25 protein-coding genes and 4 pseudogenes are annotated in these 21,041 nt (G+C 57.9%); 17 read left to right on the forward strand and 12 right to left on the reverse strand.

Going from position 1 to position 21,041, the window contains the following annotated elements; all coding sequences use genetic code 11:
- Positions 1 to 328: 328 nt before the first annotated feature.
- Genes QP868_RS08280 through QP868_RS08305 form a run of 6 tightly spaced genes read right to left on the reverse strand, consistent with a single transcriptional unit; the run spans position 329 to position 8,249 of the window.
- Positions 329 to 2,905 (reverse strand): DEAD/DEAH box helicase family protein, encoded by a 2,577-nt coding sequence (locus QP868_RS08280; RefSeq protein ID WP_284926108.1) that lies wholly within the window; start codon positions 2,903 to 2,905, stop codon positions 329 to 331.
- Positions 2,905 to 4,740 (reverse strand): site-specific DNA-methyltransferase, encoded by a 1,836-nt coding sequence (locus tag QP868_RS08285; RefSeq protein ID WP_284926109.1) that lies wholly within the window; start codon positions 4,738 to 4,740, stop codon positions 2,905 to 2,907. Before QP868_RS08285 ends, QP868_RS08280 begins: the two co-directional genes overlap by 1 nt.
- Positions 4,741 to 4,977, reverse strand: a complete 237-nt coding sequence (locus tag QP868_RS08290) for a helix-turn-helix domain-containing protein (RefSeq protein ID WP_284926110.1) — start codon at positions 4,975 to 4,977, stop codon at positions 4,741 to 4,743.
- On the reverse strand, positions 4,967 to 6,841 hold the full coding sequence (locus QP868_RS08295; protein ID WP_284926111.1) for an AAA family ATPase: 1,875 nt from the start codon (positions 6,839 to 6,841) through the stop codon (positions 4,967 to 4,969). The genes QP868_RS08290 and QP868_RS08295 overlap by 11 nt, the downstream gene beginning before the upstream one ends.
- On the reverse strand, positions 6,838 to 7,284 hold the full coding sequence (locus tag QP868_RS08300; RefSeq protein WP_284926112.1) for an ABC-three component system middle component 2: 447 nt from the start codon (positions 7,282 to 7,284) through the stop codon (positions 6,838 to 6,840). The genes QP868_RS08295 and QP868_RS08300 overlap by 4 nt, the downstream gene beginning before the upstream one ends.
- Complete coding sequence (locus QP868_RS08305) at positions 7,284 to 8,249, reverse strand: ABC-three component system protein (protein ID WP_284926113.1); 966 nt, start codon at positions 8,247 to 8,249, stop codon at positions 7,284 to 7,286. Before QP868_RS08305 ends, QP868_RS08300 begins: the two co-directional genes overlap by 1 nt.
- A gap of 203 nt (positions 8,250 to 8,452) precedes the next feature.
- On the opposite strand from QP868_RS08305, the gene QP868_RS08310 reads away from it, so the two are divergent.
- Positions 8,453 to 8,596, forward strand: a complete 144-nt coding sequence (locus QP868_RS08310; RefSeq protein ID WP_166741061.1) for a hypothetical protein — start codon at positions 8,453 to 8,455, stop codon at positions 8,594 to 8,596.
- Positions 8,597 to 8,936: 340 nt separating this feature from the next.
- On the opposite strand, the gene QP868_RS08315 is transcribed toward QP868_RS08310, so the two are convergent.
- On the reverse strand, positions 8,937 to 9,458 hold the full coding sequence (locus QP868_RS08315; RefSeq protein ID WP_284926114.1) for a hypothetical protein: 522 nt from the start codon (positions 9,456 to 9,458) through the stop codon (positions 8,937 to 8,939).
- Between the two features lie 26 nt (positions 9,459 to 9,484).
- On the opposite strand from QP868_RS08315, the gene QP868_RS08320 reads away from it, so the two are divergent.
- The 7 genes and pseudogenes from QP868_RS08320 to QP868_RS08350 all read left to right on the forward strand — a co-directional run bounded on the left by QP868_RS08320 (position 9,485) and on the right by QP868_RS08350 (position 13,612).
- Entirely contained in the window at positions 9,485 to 9,670 is a 186-nt protein-coding gene (locus tag QP868_RS08320; RefSeq protein ID WP_284926115.1) for a hypothetical protein, read from the forward strand.
- Positions 9,671 to 9,826: 156 nt separating this feature from the next.
- Positions 9,827 to 9,970, forward strand: coding sequence for a hypothetical protein (locus QP868_RS08325; protein WP_284926116.1), 144 nt, complete (start codon positions 9,827 to 9,829; stop codon positions 9,968 to 9,970).
- A pseudogene (locus QP868_RS08330) lies at positions 9,963 to 11,104 on the forward strand (DUF2800 domain-containing protein). The gene QP868_RS08325 and the pseudogene QP868_RS08330 overlap by 8 nt, the downstream one beginning before the upstream one ends.
- 5 nt (positions 11,105 to 11,109) lie before the next feature.
- Entirely contained in the window at positions 11,110 to 11,613 is a 504-nt protein-coding gene (locus QP868_RS08335; protein ID WP_473964638.1) for a DUF2815 family protein, read from the forward strand.
- Positions 11,614 to 11,665: 52 nt separating this feature from the next.
- Positions 11,666 to 11,863, forward strand: coding sequence for a hypothetical protein (locus tag QP868_RS08340; RefSeq protein ID WP_284926117.1), 198 nt, complete (start codon positions 11,666 to 11,668; stop codon positions 11,861 to 11,863).
- 10 nt (positions 11,864 to 11,873) lie between these two features.
- Complete coding sequence (locus QP868_RS08345; protein WP_284926118.1) at positions 11,874 to 13,037, forward strand: bifunctional 3'-5' exonuclease/DNA polymerase family protein; 1,164 nt, start codon at positions 11,874 to 11,876, stop codon at positions 13,035 to 13,037.
- Positions 13,025 to 13,612, forward strand: a complete 588-nt coding sequence (locus tag QP868_RS08350; protein WP_284926119.1) for a DNA polymerase family A protein — start codon at positions 13,025 to 13,027, stop codon at positions 13,610 to 13,612. Before QP868_RS08345 ends, QP868_RS08350 begins: the two co-directional genes overlap by 13 nt.
- A 13-nt stretch (positions 13,613 to 13,625) precedes the next feature.
- Here the strand turns inward: QP868_RS08350 and QP868_RS08355 are convergent, their stop codons facing one another.
- Entirely contained in the window at positions 13,626 to 14,567 is a 942-nt protein-coding gene (locus tag QP868_RS08355; protein WP_284926120.1) for an Abi family protein, read from the reverse strand.
- A 396-nt stretch (positions 14,568 to 14,963) separates the two neighbouring features.
- On the opposite strand from QP868_RS08355, the gene QP868_RS08360 reads away from it, so the two are divergent.
- From QP868_RS08360 to QP868_RS08390, 8 genes and pseudogenes are all read left to right on the forward strand, one after another.
- A complete protein-coding gene (locus QP868_RS08360) occupies positions 14,964 to 15,383 on the forward strand; it encodes an RNA polymerase sigma factor sigma-70 region 4 domain-containing protein (RefSeq protein ID WP_284926121.1) in 420 nt (139 codons plus the stop codon).
- Positions 15,380 to 15,580, forward strand: a complete 201-nt coding sequence (locus QP868_RS08365) for a hypothetical protein (protein ID WP_284926122.1) — start codon at positions 15,380 to 15,382, stop codon at positions 15,578 to 15,580. The genes QP868_RS08360 and QP868_RS08365 overlap by 4 nt, the downstream gene beginning before the upstream one ends.
- Before the next feature lie 211 nt (positions 15,581 to 15,791).
- Positions 15,792 to 16,097: pseudogene (locus QP868_RS08370) on the forward strand (recombinase family protein); the annotation flags it as partial.
- Positions 16,083 to 16,559: a recombinase family protein gene (locus QP868_RS08375; RefSeq protein ID WP_284926130.1), complete on the forward strand. Its 477-nt coding sequence runs from the start codon at positions 16,083 to 16,085 to the stop codon at positions 16,557 to 16,559. The pseudogene QP868_RS08370 and the gene QP868_RS08375, both read left to right, overlap by 15 nt.
- Positions 16,560 to 16,775: 216 nt before the next feature.
- Positions 16,776 to 17,039 carry a hypothetical protein gene (locus QP868_RS08380; RefSeq protein WP_284926123.1) on the forward strand — a complete coding sequence of 88 codons (264 nt, stop codon included), beginning with the start codon at positions 16,776 to 16,778 and terminating at the stop codon, positions 17,037 to 17,039.
- Between the two features lie 3 nt (positions 17,040 to 17,042).
- A pseudogene (locus QP868_RS12100) lies at positions 17,043 to 17,261 on the forward strand (recombinase family protein); the annotation flags it as partial.
- Between the two features lie 115 nt (positions 17,262 to 17,376).
- Positions 17,377 to 17,484: pseudogene (locus tag QP868_RS12105) on the forward strand (hypothetical protein); the annotation flags it as partial.
- Between the two features lie 114 nt (positions 17,485 to 17,598).
- On the forward strand, positions 17,599 to 17,868 hold the full coding sequence (locus QP868_RS08390) for a hypothetical protein (RefSeq protein ID WP_284926125.1): 270 nt from the start codon (positions 17,599 to 17,601) through the stop codon (positions 17,866 to 17,868).
- Positions 17,869 to 18,015: 147 nt separating this feature from the next.
- Here the strand turns inward: QP868_RS08390 and QP868_RS08395 are convergent, their stop codons facing one another.
- The 4 genes from QP868_RS08395 to QP868_RS08405 form a co-directional block, all read right to left on the reverse strand.
- Complete coding sequence (locus QP868_RS08395; RefSeq protein ID WP_284926126.1) at positions 18,016 to 19,056, reverse strand: hypothetical protein; 1,041 nt, start codon at positions 19,054 to 19,056, stop codon at positions 18,016 to 18,018.
- Positions 19,057 to 19,426: 370 nt separating this feature from the next.
- A complete protein-coding gene (locus QP868_RS12145) occupies positions 19,427 to 19,750 on the reverse strand; it encodes an N-6 DNA methylase (RefSeq protein ID WP_473964639.1) in 324 nt (107 codons plus the stop codon).
- Positions 19,714 to 19,977 (reverse strand): type I restriction-modification system subunit M N-terminal domain-containing protein, encoded by a 264-nt coding sequence (locus tag QP868_RS12150; protein ID WP_473964640.1) that lies wholly within the window; start codon positions 19,975 to 19,977, stop codon positions 19,714 to 19,716. The genes QP868_RS12145 and QP868_RS12150 overlap by 37 nt, the downstream gene beginning before the upstream one ends.
- A gap of 229 nt (positions 19,978 to 20,206) precedes the next feature.
- Positions 20,207 to 20,551 carry a YwqG family protein gene (locus tag QP868_RS08405; protein WP_473964641.1) on the reverse strand — a complete coding sequence of 115 codons (345 nt, stop codon included), beginning with the start codon at positions 20,549 to 20,551 and terminating at the stop codon, positions 20,207 to 20,209.
- A gap of 115 nt (positions 20,552 to 20,666) precedes the next feature.
- On the opposite strand from QP868_RS08405, the gene QP868_RS08410 reads away from it, so the two are divergent.
- Positions 20,667 to 21,041 (forward strand): hypothetical protein (locus QP868_RS08410; protein WP_284926128.1); only part of this gene is annotated, 375 nt, incomplete at its 3' end.

Raw genomic sequence — 21,041 nt, forward strand, 5'->3', positions numbered from 1 at the left:
CTGCCGGTCCGTTCTGGGTCATCAACAAAATCAAATACCAGTAACCAAACTAGTGCGGTGGCACGATGATGCGCACTGACGAGCTGGAATCGATCGAATTCGCAACGTTAGGTTAGGTACTCTCCGTCACATTAAAAATTGAAACACTCTAAAGCTCTGGACTGGAGATTGACCTGTCTGTTAGACCTCAACCGCGCCCAGCGAACAAAGTCTTTGTAGCGACTGATAAATGCGGTGAGATTAGGGACAACAAACCTGTCCTGCGGACCTGCAGGTTGATGGAGCCTAGTCTCCAACTCGGTTCCGATGCAAGAGTAACGAAAACACGTTACAGACAGTTGCTAATAGGTTGGGCTAGTGCCTTAAGATCCGACCATGACTCGGATTTCGCTATGTCCTTCTCATAAGCAATTAGGTAGCCCCAGTGCTGACCGACGTAGGCATCGTCAGCGATCATTCTGCGCACCAGCGACTCTGCAGCCAGGCGCTTAGCTTGGACTTGGGCGTCGTCTCTGCCTCGTTCGCTCTTGCCCTCGATGATCCAATGGACGCCTTCGGTGTCCTTGGCGACGAAGTCTGGGAAGTAGCGGTCTTTGGAGTTGAAGTAGATGAACGCGTTGTCCTGCGGATGTAGGCGGTGCCACCACTCGATGTTCGGTGAGATGTTGAGCAATTTGGCTAGCTGGTACTCACCGCTATAGGAATCGAAGTGTTCTGCTTCGAATAGGGACTTGAACCAGCCTCCGTAGGCCCGCCCACGCACGAACTCGTCTCGCGAATCAATCTGGTCGTGGATTCTTTCGCCTAGGGGCAGGCTATAGCCGTCGCCGGGCAGTCTCTTTGGATAAATGCTCGGCACCTCACTGGTGGAACGCAAGGTGTTCACCACATAAGCGTGAACGAGCTGTTGGAGCAGCAACTGTGCCGAGGCCAGGGACTTCACTGTCCAGTCATCAAAGGGAACATGCTTCATGAACTTCGGCACCAGGTAGGTATCAATGTAGCGTGCCATCGGCTCAGTTTTAGGCACCAGACTCATGTTCATGATGAGCTTGGTCAGTGCCTGGTGAGCATCATCGTCAGGGATTGGGATGGAGTCGACTTCCGCGCTCTCAACGTCGGCTACCCGTAGCCCCTTTCCAACTGCGGCAATGATCTCCTTGCGGTACATCACGTCCCCCGCAGAGGTCACTCTCCGAGCTGCTTGTTCGATCTGCTCATCAGCAATCTCCGATAGCTCGATTGGAGGCTGCTGGACTGTAATCGTTGTGACCGGGAAATGGTAGGAAACATCAGCGAAAGCCGGATTACGGTCGACTGAGACGATCTCCCATTCGACGCTGCCTTCTGCAGTGTTGTCGTCAAACAGACGCACACCAACGCCTGGGTTTTGCCAATCAGTTTCTGGGATCTCCTGTCCGCGGCCCGTTGCTGGCGCGTCGATCCCTCCGGGTTGCTGACCTGTGGCAGTTGCCAGTTGGATGGCTGAGGCACCACCTACTGTTGGCGCCTCGCCTTCGGCAGATCCGCCGCCTTCAACCGCTTTACGGATGGCCTTTTCGATTTCTTCTTGATCAGTGTCTTTGACTGCCTCGTCGAGGCCGAACTGCTGAAGGACGTTCTCGGCTGCTAAGAGTTCTTTGAAGGACTGGTGGGCGATGATGTCGAGCTGGTCGATCTGGCTCACACCGGTGTAGCGCCCAAACGGGAGGCGCAATCCGCGTCCCATCGTCTGCTGTGTGAGCACCTCAGAGGCCATCGCTCGTAGTGTGACGACTACCGCGATGTTCTTCACGTCCCAGCCCTCTTTGAGCTTGTTGACGCTCACAACCGCCAGCACTGGGGAATCTGGTTGGTCGAGTCGGTTGAGAAGTTGTTGCGTGGCGTCATCGTCGTGCTGGTTGTCCACTTGCAGCACCGCAGAGTCACGTCCGAAATACTCCGGGGTGCGGAGTAGGTCAGCAACTTGGGTTGCATGCTCCACATCGGAACAGACAATGAATACCACGGCGTTGACGCTGTTGCGGTTGTTGTTTGAAGCGTAAGAATCGTAGAAGGCCTGTTTGATCCCACGCAGTTGGAGTGCGTCACGCAGTTGCTGTTCCTCGGATGCCTGGTCTGTGCCATAACCGTCTTTGCGGAAAGCCAGCACTGGGGCTTTGACGTACTGATCCTTGATCGCCTGGTAGAGCGGATACTCGAAGATGACATGGTCCTTCTTCTTGTCCACCGAGGCCGTCAACCCAATCGATGCCGCGGGCTCGAGCTCGCGTAGCGCAGCGTTAAACGCCTTCGCGGTGGTGCCGTAGAGGTGTGACTCGTCAGCGATAACCACCAGGTCTTCCTGGTCTTTCAGGTAATCGAAAAGCACCCCGGCGTTCTCGTCGAAGCGACGCGGTTTACGACGCATAGCGTCCTGCGTGCCACCATGTGTGTCTCCCTCCACATCTTTCGGAGCAATCAGCTGCTGGATATTGAAGATAAACGCCAACACCGGCACCTCACGCCCATGAGACAACCGGGCTGCCCCGTTCGTACGGTTGATCCAGGCTGAATAATCCTGTGGGGTCACTACCTCAGGCGGGACCGGGGAGCCTGTAATGAACTTCGGCGCCCCTGGAGTGAAGTTCTGCACTGTCTTAGCCTGAACAGTCTTGCCGGGGGTAACGATCACGACATTGCCCACACCCTGACAGCGCAGATACTCCACAAAAGCGGCCATCAGGTAGGTCTTGCCCACACCGGTAGCCAGGTTCAGCACCTGCTGAACCTCAGGGTCATAATCACCGTCCAGGGCGAAGACGAGCTGGCGGAGGGCTTCCCTGTTCGGGGCACGCAGATCAAAGTCAGCACTGATCGCTTCGAGCAGATCGGAATCGAAACTGATATTTAGACGCTTAGTCACTACCGGCCACCACCTTCGGAGTAACGAAAAATGTCATCCGGGATGGCAACCACCCGCGATCCCTTACACGCCCGGCGCAAATGATGACGAACACCATCCATCACCGAGGTCGCCGCCAAAACGATCGTCTCCCCAGACTGGATCTGAGAGACCAAACAGTCCACCATCTCGACCGTGGCCACACCCTCAACAACCTTTAACAAGGCATTACCGCGGCGGGCATCAAAGACGTAGTCATCATCGGAATGCAACAGGGTGAACCCAAGATTCGCCGACACCGACTCGATCAGGGTTTGTCCGGTCGCGACAGTAGTTAGCATCACACGATCCAGCTCAGGATCGTAGTCGAAACACGCAGGCGAGAGGTGAGCAACCTGGAATCCGCCGCCTCCACGCCAGTTAACAACGTCTTTCGAACGCTTGGTTTTCACTAGTTGCTTCACCGCACGAATGTCAGCTGATTTCTTCAATTCCGGCTGGTCACTGATTGCTTTATTAAGCAACGAGGTTAGCTTCTGAGCATCCTCCGGTGACAGTCCTTCTGGTAAACCATCCTCAGTAGCATCGATGCGCTCACCTTTGGCGCGCGTTATTCCGCCCGGGTCTTGATCATTGATGACCTTCTGGAGGCGCGGTCTAGTGAACCGGTTGAATGTATCTTCGACAAGTTCACACGTCACCCAGCGGCGACCCATCTTCTGCGCAACCGCGGCGGTCGTCCCCGAACCAGCAAAAACATCCAGGACAATGTCGCCGGGATTCGTTGCAATGTGGATGACACGCTCAAGGAGACGTTCGGGTTTGGGAGTCGCGAACGGGTTTTGACCGGGGAACAACGCCTGTACTTCCTTCGACGCGATGTCGTTGTAGCCAACGTCCTCTTTGCGCCAAAATGTGCGAGGAACGGCGCCCTTGACCTCAGACAGAAATCGCTTAACGCGGGGTGTAGATGTCCCGTTTGGTCCCCACCAGATTCTATTGTCGGCGTCCATTTTCTTGAGGGTCTCTAAAGAGCTCCTCCAGAAGCGCCCCGGAGGAGGGCCCTCAATGACTCGTCCTCCAGGGGTTTCTATCGGGTAGACACCTAGCGAGTAGGGCTTACTTGCAGTGAAGTTGTCAGATTGCCAGGGTCCCCGGGGGTCGTTGTCCCGATTTGAGTACATGGAGTTCATTTTGGCGGTGCGCGGCAGTTCATTCGGAGTCCAAGAATTCCGACTCTTGGCGTAGAGAATGATCATGTCCTGATCCACAGAAAGATATTTTGCGGAGTTTTTAGGTGCCATCACCTTCTCCCAGGCAACCTCTGCCACAAAGTTCCCACTCCCAAACACCTCGTCCATGAGCACCCGCATTCGGTGGTTCTCCACGTCATCGAGGTGGACCCATATAGACCCGTCGTCTGACAGCAGTTTCTTGAGGTGTAGTAGCCTATCTCTCATCATGGTCAGCCAGATTGAGTGCTCTAGGTTGTCCTCGTAGTTAGCGAAGGTCTGTGCGGTGTTAAACGGTGGGTCGATGTAGATCAGCTTCACCTTTCCGACGTACTTGTCTGCCAGTTCTGGCACGCGAGTAAGCGCTTCGAGGACGTCGCCGGATTCGCCGAGGATGAGCAGGTTGTCGTCCTGGGGCTCCAGGTTTGCGCGCTCGGAGTATTCGAACTCTTCCGACTTTGGTGTCTGCGCACCTTGCACGTAGTCGTCTAGCACGAGGGTGTGGGTTTCGCAGTATCGCGGGTCTGAGGGGTCAACCCACGTGTAGCCGTACTTGCCGGTCTCGGTGGGGATGAGGGCTTTGTCCTTGTTGTACCAGGTGAGCTGCAGGCGTTGAGCGGTCATCTAGTCGGTCTCTCCTTTCAGCTCGGTGGGGACGACCTCGCAGATGTCGGCGATGTCGCAGTCGAGTGCTTCGCAGATGCGGGCAAGGACGTCGGTGGTGATGTTGCCGCCGCGTCCGAGTTTGGACAGGGTGGCTGGACTGATGCCTGCACGTTCTTGAAGTTGGGTTTTGTTCATGTCGCGGTCGATGAGGAGTTTCCAGAGGGGCTTGTAGCTGAAGGCGCGGTTAGTTGTCATCTGTTTCCTCCAGATCGATCAGGTCTTCGTCCTGCGCATCGAGCAGGAAGCCGTAGCGTCCTTCTCCTACACGTTTCGTGAATACGATGAGTTTGCATCGGTCCTTCAGTGGTTCTATGTCGGGCATGAACTTGGTGTTGTCAGCGATGATCATCTGACCGCCGTCTTGTTCGAGGGCGAGGTAGTCGTAGAGGGCAGCGGGGATGGTTTCACGGGCTTCTTGAAGCTCGGGGTCGAGCTGTGGATCGTCGAGCCCCAGTAGTGGGGTGTCGATGATGAGCAGGCCGGGGTTGTGTGTGGCGTCCTCGGCAACGAGGTATTCCCGGAAGGCGAGCATGACAGCGGTGTTGACGAACGACCGGTAGCCCTGCCCTTCCTTCGCTTTGGTTTTGCCGTTGATGACAGCATCGAACAGTTCACGCGAGAATCGGGCAACTTTGAGTCTGGGGAACGCGCAGGCTCCAAGGATGTCGAACAGGTTGGTGCCCATCTGCGACCAGAACGTTTTCGGGTATCCGTCGAGCGGATTGAAGTTGCCCTTGGGGAATGTGCGATTCTTGCGTTCTTCAAGTTCGTCTTCGATGGCTTGTTTGCGTTCGAGGTGCTGTTCTCTTTCTGTTTGCATGGCGATCATCGCGTTGTGGCTGGCAAGCGAAGTCGAGAGGGCCTGCAGTTTCGGCTCTAACTCGCCGCTAATGTGCCGGGTGATGCGCTCCGCTTCTGCGGCGAGATCCTGCTCTTGTGCTTGCAGTGGTGCCTGTTCAAGATCCATCTGATGGATCGTTTGACGAAGATCGTTGAGTCGGGCAGCTAGGTCGTGGCGTTCACGCAGATCGGGCTCTGGAACTGCGGATCGCGCTTCCGGTGGTAGTGCCTGCGTGCATACGGGGCAGGTTGTTGCCGGTTCCCTGTGTGCGGTGAGGGCGTGGCCTTCCTCGACGAAATCGAACCGCTCGATGCGGGCACAGTAGGAGGCGGCAAGTTCCTCGTATCGGTTCCGCAGACTGCGGGATTCCGCCAGCACGTCACGCACCTGTTGGAGGCGTGCAATGACGTCTTGCCCCTGCACGGTGGCGTGTGTGATGCGTTGCTGGACACGTTCCAGTTCTGCGTTCAGCTCATCGATGCGCTGCTGGATCTCTGCTGGATCGCTGCTACCGAGTGCTTTGTCGATCAACTCGATTCGTTCTTCAAGCTGTTTGGGGAGCGGCTCGAGGTAGTCGATGATCGCGTTGTTACGCAATTTCCTCGTTTCGACAGACTCTTCACGAGCGTAGGCGGCATAGTCCTTGCCGGTGATCAGTGACGCTAGGGCGCATTTGAGCGCGGGCTGTGCGGTGGTCTGAAGAGGGAGAAGGATTGGTTTCTTGGTGCTGATCCGGTCTTCATCCGCGTACAGCGCATGCCAAAAGGTGCGCCACGTCAACGCCTGGGTTTCAAGGTTTTGATTCTTGATGATTTTGAGGTTTTCAGGGGCGTCGTAGCCGATGAGTTTGAGCCACACCGAGCTAAGTAGCGGGGAACGGCCAGACGATTGACGTTTGTAGGTTCCAGACTCAATTCGTGGGTCTTTGCTGGAGACCTCGATGTTATTGGCTCCCTCACCGATGGGGCGTGATAACGTGAGTGAGCCCTGCGCGGTGCGCACCCCCATACGCACCGCGGTGTAGCCGGAGTTTTCGTCGAGGACGAACTCGTCGGCTTTCAGCCCGAACACGTAGTCGATGCACTGAAGCACCCAGGACTTGCCGGAGTTAGACGGTCCGTAGATGACGTTGAGTCCAGATTCGAAACCGACGCTGGAGTCCCGCCGAGTGGGGTGCCCGCCCACGGTGATGCTGCTGATCCAGAAGCCTGGTGTCATCGCATTTCTCCTTCCGGGGTCGCTGACCTGATGATCTGAGCCAGCTCGCTCGTGCTCAGGTCGGCAACCCGCTCGAGTGTCTCCAACGCGGTGTCGAACAACTGACCGGCGTATCGGGAGCGGAACTGGTTGACGACTGACTCACCCTCAGCGGTAATCTTGAAGGCCGCCGGAGAACGATCTGGCTGTAGTGTCACGAATCCTTGGATCGCCAAATGCTGGAGAGCTTGGGTCATCAAGACTGTGCGCGTGTGGAGTTCTCCGCTGGCCAGTCGGTGGGTGCCGTTGAGGTTCTCTGCCCCGACCCCGAAGGTGTGGGCATTGACGGTGATGGTGTCTAGGGCACCCAGGTAGTCGGCATCCCCTGCATCTCCAAGCAGGAACAGCAAGATGAGCCCGCGCAGTTCAGCTTCGAAACTTGTGTCTAGGGACGTGGCGCGCATCAGTCTACCCATCCCAGCCGGTTCCGGGCGACGAGTTCGTGGCAGGAACCTTTCCGGCTCCACACGTCGATCAGGTCAATGATCTGGTCGAGCCGGACACCGTCGAGTTGGACTGCGGCTGCTTGAGCCAGTGTCGCGAGGAGGCGTTCGAGTCCGTTGGTGTACTGACGCAAGTTGGTATCGGAGACTCCCGTGTGCATCGTTTCCAGGAACTCGTCAAACAATGGCCGCCCATCGTGGATGCAGTTCCACGATGTTTCTCGTACCCATTCGGCACGGTAGAACGCTTTGCGCTGTTCTTGGAAGTGTTGAACCAGACGCGACGGGATGTCGTCCAGCTGCACCTCAACGCCGGTACGGGCTTTGTCTTCGCAATACGCGGCCAGGAGCGCCGAAACATACCCAAGCTCAGCAGGCTGAACTGTGTCCGGTGTGGGATGCTTCGGCGGTAACGCGACCGAGCGGTCGGCAAGCCTGAGGCGATTCGTCTTCTCGTCAATGTACGGGATGCCAGATCGGTCGGCCTTGTCTGCCAAAGTCAAGGGCTCCGTTACGGTAGCGGTCTCACCGGCAGCTTCGGTGAACACCTTGTAGAACAGCTTGCCTAGACCTTCGGTGACATTGCCCCTATTGATCGACTCGTCAAGGTCGTGGAGCCGGTCGGCTAGGTCATTGAGTGCCGACTCCTCGTATGCCTGGGAGACGTTGCTAGCGAACCGAAACTGATCCCATCGCCCAGCCAGCTCGCTCGCTAACACAGTAGGCAGCTGGGCAGACCCGTTGGCGTACCCCTTCCACGTCGCCGACTTGCGCATCTCAAGCGCGGTCTTCTCGCCGTCGACGGTTCCGCGAGGCACGAGTCCCATGTCGATGAGACCTGCGGTGAACTCGCCAAGGTTACGGGTGCCTTTCATCAGCGGGCGCAGCGTCGCCAAGACAGCGTGGAAGTTCGACTTGTATTCCACCGCACCGCCTCTCCATCGCGACCCATCGCTGCCCATCGCTTCCCAGCCGATCAGAAAATCGTCATCGGGGAACCTAGAACCACAAGGGCGAACAGCGAACCTGTGTTCCTTCGATCTTACAAGGCCGCTTCACTCTTGTCGCGTTCATCTTCACGAACGCGTAACCATGTCGGAGCGAACTGAGGCAGGAGGTGAACAGGGACATGGGTACACGAAACACGAAGCAGACGTCTCGGCCGGTCGCCAAGAAGGCGTCCGCACTGCTGCGCGACGGTCGCACCTCGGCCAAGACGAAGTCGGTCGCAGCCTCGGCGCTGGCTCAGGCCAAGCCGCGTAAAGGCAAGTAGCCCTCACGGCTGTGCTGCTGGCCAGACGTCATCCGGCAGGACAGCCCAACCGCTGTGGCGGTCAAAGCCGTACCGGTCACCGGCCGGTCGCCTTCCTCCTACGCCCGCATGCGTTTTTCAACCGTATTCGGGGGACCTCCGTTGAGCGCTTGACGGGCACCACCTGTATCCGGGTTCACCCCCGGGTCGGGTCGGTGCCCGCCACTGTTTCCGCTTAACACCACGGTCTCTCCTCGGTTGCACTCAACGGGGTCTCGCTTCGCAAGAAGGGAAGCCCTAACGTGGGATTCAACAACCAATTCACCGTCCCATACCTGACCCCAGGGGCAACACCATCGACCTACCCGTCCCTGACCTGCCCGACAGCGAAGAACTGCGTACCCAGCTGCGCGACCCGGCTTCGCGTCCGAAGTGGGCTCGCGCCTACCTCGACGACGTATACGCCGAGTACCGCGAGCTGGACAACCGCCGCCGCTCCGACATCTCCGCCGACCAACCCGGCCACGGTGATGACGACGAGCGTGACGGGCTGGGCGCGGATTACTTCGCCTCGGACGATCCGAACTTCACCGAGCAGGTCGAGGCCAACCTCGCGGTGGTCGAACTGCTGAGTCCGCTGACCGCGACGCAGCGTGAGTACATCGAGCTGCATGTGCTCCACGGCGACAGCTTCACCGAGATCGCCGCCGACAAGACCGGCGCAGGCCAGCCGACCAGTGCCGATGCAGTGCGGAAAACCGTCTCGCGGGGTCTGGCGCAACTGCGCAGAATTCTCACCGAGTTGTAGGCCGTCCGGTTTCGGTGCGCCCCATGCCTGACAGATGCAAGGCACTCCCTTCACCAGCCCGGTGATGGGGCGCACCACCACCAACTTGGAAGGAAACCCGGATGCCCACCAAGCTCAAGATCAAGATCGCAAAGCATCCCAGCCCAGCTGCCACACTGGCCGCTAAAGGAATCCGCCCCAGCATGGCGGATGCTGCGCGCGATCTTCGGCACCAGCCGACCCCAGCACCGCCTGGCCGTGCTCCTGCCCGGCTCCGAAGCCTCAACCGTCGAGGTGCATGTCGCTGACATCGACGACGTCCTGATGGCGTTCGTCCGATCGCCGCCACCGGGCTCGCCCAACCCGACCTGGAGCAGGCCACCGCTGAGTACGAGGCCGCCCACCGACAGGCCCCCGAACCGGCACCTGAGCCGGAGCCGGTGTCGCTGGCGCAGGTGCGTTGAGTGCTCGCCGGGCTCTCCAGCCAAGGCATGACGGAGCAGGTGCGTGAACTGATCGTCGCCACCGGCGCGGACAAGCTGTCGGCGGTTGACCCGACGAAGTACGGGTGGCTGCCAGCCAAGGCGAAGGAGCTGTCCGATGCCTGACCAGCATGCGCTACTCTTGGCGTCGGGCGCGCACAGGTGGCTGAACTGCCCACCCAGCGCGGTGCTGGAATCCCGTGAGCCGGACGCGACGTCGGCGGTGGCCGAGCAGGGCACCGTCGTACACGCTCTGGCGGAGTGGAATCTCCGGCGCGCCCTGAACGACGCGCCGACTTTCAAGCCCGGGTCCGGCTGGATCGATACCGAGTTGGAGGACCTGACCGACGGCTACGTCGCCTTCGTCCAGGAACACATCGCACTGGCACGGGAGGCCTGTGGTGATCCGCAGGTGCTGATCGAGCAGCGCCTCGACTTCTCCCACATCGTGCCGGGCGGTTTCGGTACCGGCGACTGCGTGATCATCGCCGAACCCAAGCTACAGATCACCGATCTCAAGTACGGGCAGGGCATCCTCGTCGAGGTCGCACACAACCCGCAACTCATGTTGTACGCGCTCGGAGCCGTCCACGCCTTCGGGGACTTGTATGACATCACCGATGTTGCGGTGACAATCTACCAGCCCCGCGGAGCAACGTTGACACTTGGGAAACCAGCGTCGCCGACCTCCTCGCATGGGCTGAGACCGAGGTGAAGACGAAGGCCGAGTTGGCTGCGGCGGGCGGGGGCGAGTTCTGTCCCGGCTCGTGGTGCCAATTCTGCCACATCGCACCAATATGTCGGCCACGAGCTCAAGCAAACCTAGCGGTGGCGAAGCACGAGTTTGCTCCACCGGCCGAACTGTCCGGCAACGAGATTGCGGACGTGCTGACAAGAATTCCACAGCTCAAAACGTGGGCTGCGGATGTGGAGGCCTACGCGCTCTCGCAGGCGGTGAACCAGGGCAAGCACTGGGATGGTTTCAAGCTCGTCGCCGGACGGTCAGTCCGCAAGTACACGGACGAGAACGCCGTCGCCGAAGCGGCTGAAGCTGCCGGGTACGCCGACATCTACGACCGCAGACTCATCACGCTCACTGCGATGGAACGGCTCATGGGCAAGAAGACCTTCACCGAGGTGCTCGGCGACCTCGAGGCCAAGCCCGTGGGTAAGCCAACGCTCGTGCCTGATACCGACAAACGACTCGGGCTGGAAATCCACAGCGCACAAACCGAATTCACGAAAACAGAAAGCAGGTAACAACCATGTCAACCAACAACCCCACCCGCGTCGTCACCGGCGAAGTCCGCCTCTCCTATGCTCACGTGTGGGAGCCGAACTCCATCCAAGGTGGCAAGCCCAAGTACTCCGTGTCGCTGATCATCCCGAAGACCGACACCGCCAGCATCACCGCCATCGAGAAGGCCATCGACGCGGCGATCGACGCTGGTACGGCCAAGTTCGGAGGCAAGCGCCTCAACAAGGCGGCTCTGAAGCTGCCGCTGCGTGACGGGGATACCGAGCGTGACGACGAAGCCTACGCAAACAGCTTCTTCGTCAACGCCAACAGCCCCACTCCGCCGCAAGTTGTGGACGAGAACGTCTCGCCGATCCTTGACCGTTCCGAGGTGTACTCGGGTTGCTACGCCCGCGTCTCCCTGTCGTTCTACGCGTTCAACACGAACGGGAACATGGGTGTGGCGTGCAGGCTGGGAAACATTCAGAAGATCCACGACGGAACCCCTTGGCGCGGGCCGCGTCTCCGCTGAGTCCGACTTCGGCGCGCCGGCCGACGACTTCCTCAACTAAGGAGGCTGAATCATGAGTGACTGTTTCAACGCCATCACCCTCGCCGTGTGGGTCTACGTCCTGATCCCGTTCTGGATGGTCTGGGGCTACTACTGGATAAAGAACAAGCGGGTCAAACGCCGCGAACGTCAGCGCATCGATGAGCTGATCGCCAAGGAGAACGCCGAGCTCGACAGGATGAACGCAACCTACAACCTCGACTCGAAGTAACACCCCAGCAGTGAGGGAGCCACCAAACACCGGTTGGCTCCCTCACCTTCGCCTACCCGACTGTCCAGGAGCCCTGATGCGCCAGATCGCTATCGATATTGAAATCTTCAGCCCAGCAGCCCTAGCGAAAACCGGCGTCTACCCGTATGCCGAACACCCCGACTTCCGCCTCCTCATCTCCGGCTACTCGATCGACGACGGCCCGGTGGAAGTCGTCGATCTCGCCAGTGATGGTGGGCTGCCCGACGAGGTGCTCGCGACAGTGACCGATCCCGACGTGGTCAAGTGGGCGCATAACGCTACCTTCGAGCGGGTCGCGCTCTCCGCGTGCATGCAGCGTCATCACCCCGAGCTGTTGGCGGCCGGGTTTCTTGACCCGAGCCAGTGGCGCTGCACGATGGTGTGGTTGGCTAACTTCGGTCTGCCGATGAGCTTGGATGCGGCCGGTGAGGCTCTTGACCTTGACGTTCAGAAGGATACGGCGGGTAAGCGGCTGATCAAGCAATTCTGCACGCCAGCCACACCCAGCGTGCTCAACGGCGGCGGCACCCGGAACCTGCCGTCCAGCGACCCAGATGGTTGGCAGGCGTTCGTCGATTACAACAGACGCGACGTCGAAGTCGAGCTCGCAATCCACGACCGGCTCTCGTCGTTTCCGATGCCCAAAGCCGAGTGGGACGCCTACGCGCTTGACCAGGGGATCAACGACACCGGAATCCTGCTTGACCACACCCTCGCGGCCTCCGCCGTCGCCCTCGACACCGCTACCGGAAAAGTCAAAGAAGTGTTGGAACTGCATGGCGACTTGGCGAAATTATCGGTGAAGAAGTACCAGACCATGCACAACGTCGCAGGTTCGGACGGGCGAGCACGCGGTCTCATCCAGTTCTACGGGGCAGGACGCACCGGCAGGTTCACAGGACGCCTCGTCCAAGTACAGAACCTGCCGCGCAACTACTTGCCCGACCTTGACCAAGCCCGCACCCTCACCAGGCGACGCAACCTCGACGCGATCGAACTGCTATACGACTCCGTGCCCGACACGCTGTCCCAGTTGATCCGTACCGCGTTCATCCCTAGCGCCGGGTGCCGGTTCATCGTCGCCGACTACTCCGCCAGAAAGGGAAGATCGCCACGCTGGCCTGCGGTTACAAGGGCTCCGTGGGAGCACTGAAAACCATGGGTGCGCTGCGGATGGGGCTGGCAGAGCACGAACTCAAACCCATTGTGGACGCATGGCGGGCCGCGAACCCGCACATCATGCAGCTCTGGGCCGACGTCGAGCAGGCCGCACTCGATGCGATCACCACCAGACAACCGATCCGGCTACGCAACCTTGGCTTCGGCGTGGAGTCGGGCATTCTTTTCATTGCACTGCGGTCGGGCAGACGACTTGCTTACGTGAAGCCCCAGTTGGGTGAGAACCGGTGGGGTGGCACTTCCGTCAGTTACCACGGTGTCACGACTGGTCGTAAGTGGGGGCGGTTGGAAACCTACGGCGGGAAGCTCATCGAGAACATCGTTCAAGCAGTCGCTCGCGACCTCCTCGTCCACGCCATGCAACTCGTCGCAGACGCTGTGCACCAGATAGTCATGCATGTCCACGACGAGATTGTCATCGAAGAACCCACCGACTCCGGCTTCACCGTCGCCGACGCCTGCGCTCTCATGACCACCCCACCCGCCTGGGCGGCAGGGCTCCCACTGGAGGCCGACGGCTACGAGTGCGCGTATTACCGCAAGGATTGACGGTGGTGGAGAGCTAGTTGTTGGTGGTGAGGAGCTGTGGTGACATTTCTCCGTAGCGGGCTGGAGTTGCGATGCCTGTGGCAAGGAGGGCATTGGAGGTAAGGATTGGTTCGACGCGGTTGGCGAGCCAATCCTGCTGGAGGCCGGTCCTGGTGGCGACTTGTTCAAGCGCGACGAAGATCTTGTAGATTGAGTGATCGTTGAACGGGCGATGGTCTCGTTTGGCTCGTCGGGCGATATTGGGCAGGAGCCCTGGACGGTCGAGAACAGCGTGATTCCATAGTTTCGCGCAGTGGGCGTTACGGTTACGTAGGTAGACGAATGATCTGACTTGGCTTGGCAATGTGGTGGGAGAAACGTTCATCGACGCTGCCATGTCGTGTAGTACTCCGGACGTGCTCGAAGCCTCGATGAGCCTGGACAGGCTCCCAAACGAGAAGGCCTCTACCGCTACCCAGATGGGCATGCGTGCATAGGCCTCGATACTGTAAGTCCTACCGGTTTTGATCTCATCGCGGTAGTGAGACACGAAGGTCTCCTTGCTTCGATCTAGGTTCGACAGCGCATGCTCTTCGACACGTTCGTCATTAGAATCAGGAGATTGAGTGAACCCTTCACCTCGAGCGAACGCTCCGATCGTTCCGACACGCTGGGCGTAGTAGTAAGCGAACCGGGTCCTGAGGAGAACCTCGATCGGGTGGAGGACTTCATCACAGACTGCAATGAGATCTTGTTCGGCTTCGTAGAGACGCTGGATCACATCAAAGGATGAACCGTCTAAGAAGCGGTTGTCGCCCGCCATAGGGTCGATTTGCCAGTAACGGAAATATCCTGAGATACGGTAGTAGTTTACGCGAGAGAGGAAGTCGGCTGCTGATGTGGTGTCAGTGACGGTCAAACCACGTTTTTGAAGCAGTTCGACTTGTTCGTCGTAACTGAGCCAGCGTTTATCCATGAGCTTCCTGAAAATGAAAGGCCCCGGTCATTTGTGCATTGTCCCTTACGGGACGAGAGGCCTGACCGGGGATCTATCGCATTTCACACTACGCCAGGGGGGCTGTTTCGTCAACGTTACGTGCCAGAGTCCGTGTCTTCGAGCCGCTCCCGGCCGGGGTCGCGGCTCGCGATAGGACGTCCCCACGCTAACCGAGTTCATGCCGGGACTCCAGCGACACAGGGTGTGTTGACCCGAAGACTGCCTCAGCAATTGTCCTAGCGACCCGTCCGGATTCGGCCGGTGTCGGGGGCGTATGGGTGAGAAGGCGTTCGTGGCCCGTCCGGTTTCCTGGCGGCTGGTGCCTGAAAGATGAGACCGCCGAAGTCGGTGGTTCGGATGGAAGGGAGCCAACCGGTGACGGCAGTGACATCGACCCAGCAGGAGCAGATCACCGTGATGCGTCGAGCCGGGGTGACATACGCGGCGATTGCCGCCCACCTGGAACTCAACGTCAACACCGTCAAAACGTGGTGCCGCCGCGCCCGTATCACCCCTGATCCGACCATCGCGCCAGTCGAGGACCCGCTCGGGGTGTGGTGCTTTAACTGCGGCACACCAATCACCGGTACTCGGCCGGCGAAGTTATGCAGTCAGCAGTGCCACCACACCTGGTGGCATGCCCGCCCCGAGAAGATCAACCGCCGCGCGTTCTACCCGTTCACCTACCCACACTGCGGTGCCGAGTTCAGCGCGTACGGCAACAAGCACCGCTTGTATTGCAGCCACGCCTGCTACACCCGTCACCGCTTCGGCACCAAAGGCGGACGCCCATGACACCGGCCCGACTGCACGCCGAGACGACCACCGCACTCGCGCTCGCCCGACTCAACCACCTCACACAATCCGGCATCCTCACGCAGGCACAGTCGGCTCGTGTCGCCTCCCGGATCACCGCCGCCACAGGTGCGGAAATCGGGGCGTTGAAAGCACAAATCTTGGTTGACTCCACGGCCGCTCAGAGTGATGTATAGACGTGCAAACGATACAAAACCCCTAGTCAGACAAGGAAAGCTATGGCGAGGATGGAACGCACCGCAAAGTGCGCGGGCCAAGAAGTTCGTGGCGTGTGCCCGCATCTCGACGGAAACCGACCGGACCCCGAAATCATTGTCGGCACAGATTTCCCACTACTCTGACCTGATCCAATCCACCCCCGGATAGGAGTATGCGGGCGTTTACGCCGACTCGAGTATCTCAGACGCCACCACCAACCGTCCCCAATTCCAAGCCATGCTCGCCACTGCCCGCTCCGGTCAGATTGACCTGATCTTGACCAAGTCGATCTCCCGGTTCACCGGCAACACCGGCGACCTGCTGGAAACAATCCGGGCACTGAAAACCCTCGGCGTCGAGGTTCGCTTCGAAAAAGAGAATATCTCCACGTTCTCCGTTGATAGGGGGCTGGTGCTCACCCTGCTCGCGTCCTTCGCGCAGGCCGAGTCGGAGCAGAACAGCCAGAACGTGAAATGGCGGGTGAGGAAAGGCTTCGAGCAAGGCAAAGCAAACGGTTTTCACCTCTACGGCTACAGCGACTCTCCGGATGCGACCGACGTCCAGATCGTCGAGCAGGAGGCGGAGGTGGTGCGCTGGATCTGCGCCCAGTACATGCTGCCCACCTCATGTGAGGCGATGGCCACCCAACTCATCACAGACGGCCGCGACAGCCAAGCACCGGGAGAGTGGGTACGCCACATCCTGAAGAAGCCGTCCTACACCGGCGACCTGCTGCTCGGCCAATGGTCAACCCAAGAAAGCAAACCCGGCCGGGCGGTGCGCAATTCCGCTGAGCATCCCATGTACCTGGTCGAAAACGCCATCCCCGCCATCATCGACAAAGGCACCTTTACTCAAGTTCAAGCCCAGATCGCCAGACGACGTGAACTAGGCGCAAGAGCAAACTGGTCAATCAACACCGTCGCACTGACTTCGAAAATCAGATGCGTCACCTGAGACTGTTCCTTCGTCCGCTGCCGTAGAAAACCACGCACCACCAACGCCATCACCACCTAACACTGGATCTGCACCGAACGAAAGAAAGGACGCAACACCGAGTGTGGAACCGGAGAAATCTCCGACACCGCACTCAAAACATTCATTGCCGACGTCTTGGAGATCGATGAATTCGACGATGAAACTTTCTCAGAGCGAATCGACCACATAGATGTGGTGAGTAAAGATCGCTACCTGTTCCATTTCACTGACGGCACCAGGCTGGAACGGAAATGGCGGCTCCAGCTGAAGAAAGCGTCGTGGACTCCAGCGAAACGTCAAGCATGGGGCGAACTTGTCCAAGCGAGGTGGGCTGAAGCGAAACGACTCGGCCTCGACAATCCACGCCAAGTCAAAACCCTACTCGAGGCACTCGCTAAATACCGGGCAGTCGCCAAAGCCGAAGCAGAAAGGCTACGCAAGGAACGAGGTGAAGGCTAACCCATGGCACGTACCGTCACAGCCATCCCGGCCACCCGTCGACTCCACACCGGCACACCGCTAGGGCAAACCACCGTCCGCAAAGTAGCTGGATACGCCCGCGTCTCTACTGACCACGAAGATCCAGTCACCTCGTACGAAGCTCAAGTCGACTACTACACCCGCTACGTCAGCAGCCACGCAGGGTGGAAACTCGCAGGAATCTACACCGACGAAGGCATCACCGGCAACCACAAGCCGATCATCACCCCAGCCGTGTGGAACTTCGTCCAAGCAGAACTCGCTGCCCTCCGCCACCGGCCGACGCTCCTCCCGGCAACGCACCTTCTCAGGCAAAATCCGGTCTGGACAATGCGGACACTGGTACGGCTCGAAAACCTGGCATTCAGGCACCAAATACGAAAAACAAATCTGGCGGTGCAACAACAAATACGACGCCAATACCAAATGCGAAACCCCGAACCTGACCGATCAACAAATTAAGACCGCGTTCATCGACGCCGTCTACCAGCTCATCACCGATCAAACCCAGGCAGGTGAGCTACTCGACGCTGCCATCATGGAAGAACTCGACACCACCGATCTACGAATCCAAGCAGACCAGCTTCTTGCCCGCGTCAACGCAGCCTCCGAAGCCCTCAACAAGCTCATCGCCCACAACGCTAAGGTCGCACAAGACCAAACCGTCTACCAACGCCACTACGACAAACTCGCTGAAGAGCACACCCAGCTACTAGCCGAATACGAAGAAATGATCAGTCGAATCAGCGATCTAGAAGACCAGCAGTCGGGCTACCAGCATTACAAATGCAAAAATCGAAAAACTTGACCCAGCCAAACTCGAGTTCACCCCATACCTTTGGCACACGCTGGTCGACCACGTTGAAACTATGGCCGATAGAACTATCACCTTCAAATTTAGGAACGCCGACAAACTGAGTTTGTTGGTCTAAAGGAGATACTTCTTTTCAACCAATTAACTGCGAGGTGCCTGTTTTCGCAACGGCAAATCGTTTGGGATAGTTATCTGTCCAGAAATGCTTTCGTGTATTTGTTGATGCATATCTGCAAACGCCCCTGACATTAGCACTGAAGGCTCTGAATAGATCTTGGGGTAAATCTCGAGAAGTGGAACCTCTACCGAGTTACCGACTTCTCTGATCACGCACATTGTGAAGGCAGGTGTGGAGAGCGTGAAAAGAAATGCTCCCTCTGCGACAAGCCGATCAGAAAACTTTGAGACTCCATAGTTGAATCCCTGTTCGTTCAGAGAAAGTCTAGGATCGAAGTACACCTTGAATCCATCCGGAACCCTCCCATTACGTAATGAATTCAACCAAGACGGGTGAAAGCGCACGCCACTTGCGAGTGACATCGTTAACGCTGTTTTAATTGACCAAACAACGATTAGTATCCATTCCTCTTCTGAGATCCGGGTAATTGGAGGGCGCAGAACCTCAGCCATACGAGACTCAATTGCCGCTCCAAAGTACCCATTACAGTCGCCACACAAGATTGGAGCAACAAGAGGTTCAACTTTGTAGTAATCGGCCAACCATTTTGGGGAGCAATGCTCGCGAGTGGTCTCCTGCTTCGCACATGCCCAGCAAATGCCGCCCAGGCGAGTTACGTTCGGAAGGGAATAGCAGCCAGATGTCGATTGGTAAACATCGTAGTTGGAGGCGCCTTCCTTTGAGTCTAAATACGAATCCGGGCGAGTAGGGATAATCGACTTGTAGCGCGCAGCAAGTTCGGCTGCCTCGTCTAGTCTTCTTATCGATTCATCTTCCCGGTTAAGCAGACCACCCGTTCTCATCGGGAAAAGAGGCGGTGAGTTTACCTCATCGGTAGACACCCGAGTGAACTGTAATTCATTCTTAGAAGGTATCCCTAAGCTCAAATTCTTACAATTTCTAACTATTCCCACCACAGGATCGCTTTCCCCAATCCTTATCGTCAAGGTGGATTCATTCGTGCCGTTAATCGAAATAACCAGTTCCGATGATTCAATTTCCATAGAGACAGAGTTCGCGGCAAGAAGAGTTATCGGGAGTTTTCCTCGCCGGTATGTATGAAAACCGGCCGTAACAGGATTAAACCCAGCCGGTAGGGTTTGAACTATTAACATCGGAATAAACAAAACAGCGTCTTGGCGTTTTGACTCTTGATTCGTGCTTCTGTCATAAGACGCTCCTGACACTTCGTCCACGTAGACAAGAGTCGAATAGCTAAGCGAGTTCGATTCAGTGTAGTTGTGAGGCTTAACTACACGTCGCCAGCTTTCTTCCTTCACTAGCGCTAGAAAATTTTCCACCGGTCTCTCTTTCTTGTTTGAAAGCTGACGCCAAGGTGATTTGCGTGAACCCATGGTTATCTTAATGAACCACTCAGGCTGCCAACCCATACGAGCCGCGAATTTGTATCAAATCCGTGCGGAGAGCTTCGCACACCCGGTTGACACGGGTTTTTCCAATAACCGTGAGCCGGGCCAGCAGTTCGCTGACTTCTTGTGGCGTATAGTACTCGCCTCCGGACTTACCTGCTTGGGAGGCGTACATCTGCATGAGGTATTCGTACGCGTCGCCAAACATGTCGATACCTTCGTCACGCTTGTCGCCCAAGTCCATTTCACCAATGGCGTTGAGCAGCTTCACCAGCTTTTCGTTGCGACGCTCTACACCACTACCCAAACGGGTGGAGTTGACGTCCACGTTTTCCACAGTTCTGACGGCAGGATGAAGAAACCTTTTTCGTCCACGGTTTCTTCGCGGATCGTTTCCGCCAGCTCATCGGACATGTCAGCGTATGAGAAGTTTTCGTCTTCGTCCTGCTCAATGTAGTCAGCGATCGACTCGGAGATGAACCGGTAGAACAGCATTCCCAGTACATACGCTTTGAAGTCCCACCCGTCGACGGAACCGCGAAGATCGTTTGCCACTCTCCAGATCGTCTGATGCAGCTTTGCGCGCTGAACTTCACGTCCCAGGGATGCCCCATGAAACCTCCAAAAGTACTTTCCCCTCAATATAAGTGATACCCGGAGGCACTGACACAGTTAGTGCAACCAACGGGCACACCAACTCACGAACTTGACGCCCTGAAGATTTACCTCCAGGACCTCATGAGCGTAGGTATCGCCCGAGTCGCTGTTGCCATCCAGGTCGCGTTCACTTCGTCTTCAACCCGCTCAGCAGCCTCGAATGCAGCATCCTCAATGAATTCCATAGCCCGAGGCAGGCTGAAGCCCGTCCCAAGCAAAACTGGTTGGCGCACCGGGTGAGCGGCACATGACGAACAAGCCACCCGCCGGCGCCTTCATCTTCAGGGTTCACATCGGTGCCTACATGGTGGAACATTTCAAGGTAGCCGGTTTCCGGTAAACGGGCGGTGGGTTCTGGCCGGTCGAGTTCCGTGAAGTCCGGGGATTCAAGTAACGCTTGAGCTTCACCAAGTTGGATGGTTGCAATGTGCGCCAACGGTTCCCCGTCCGTGTTACGAGGCCACTGCTCCATTGGGCCTAATGCCGGACCTCCAAGCCATGAAAGCTCACCCCAGTTCGGCCCGCTCTGCAAGCATCCGGTCGGCACCTGCCTTTTACTGGTCTAACAGCAGCAGAGAGAACTTCAGATGGTCTCGCAAAAACGCGGTATCAGCTTCAAGGGAATCGAGCCACTGAAGAATCCGCTTACGGGAAGTCGCTTGATGCGAGGAGAACACGATCATGGCACCACGATCACGTCGGAAATCCAGTGCGTAGTAAAAGGCCGAGGCGGTGCAGTTGGTTATCCAGTCCGGCTGCTCGATTGCCGAGGTCGGTGGGACTTGGGCCGATCTGATGCGCGAGCACGGGCGAGCGACGATCCAGCGCACGGCCGACACACGCACCACTTCGGACGGCCGGAGCGCTTCCGCGATTTCCGGCCGTCATCACGTAATGAGTCAGCGCACCGCGAACGCCTGTGGAATCCCGCGCCCGCGCAGGTCAGGGTTCATGTTCGTTTC

This window comes from Brevibacterium sp. UMB1308A (assembly GCF_030230605.1).
In the GTDB taxonomy this organism is placed as follows: domain Bacteria; phylum Actinomycetota; class Actinomycetes; order Actinomycetales; family Brevibacteriaceae; genus Brevibacterium.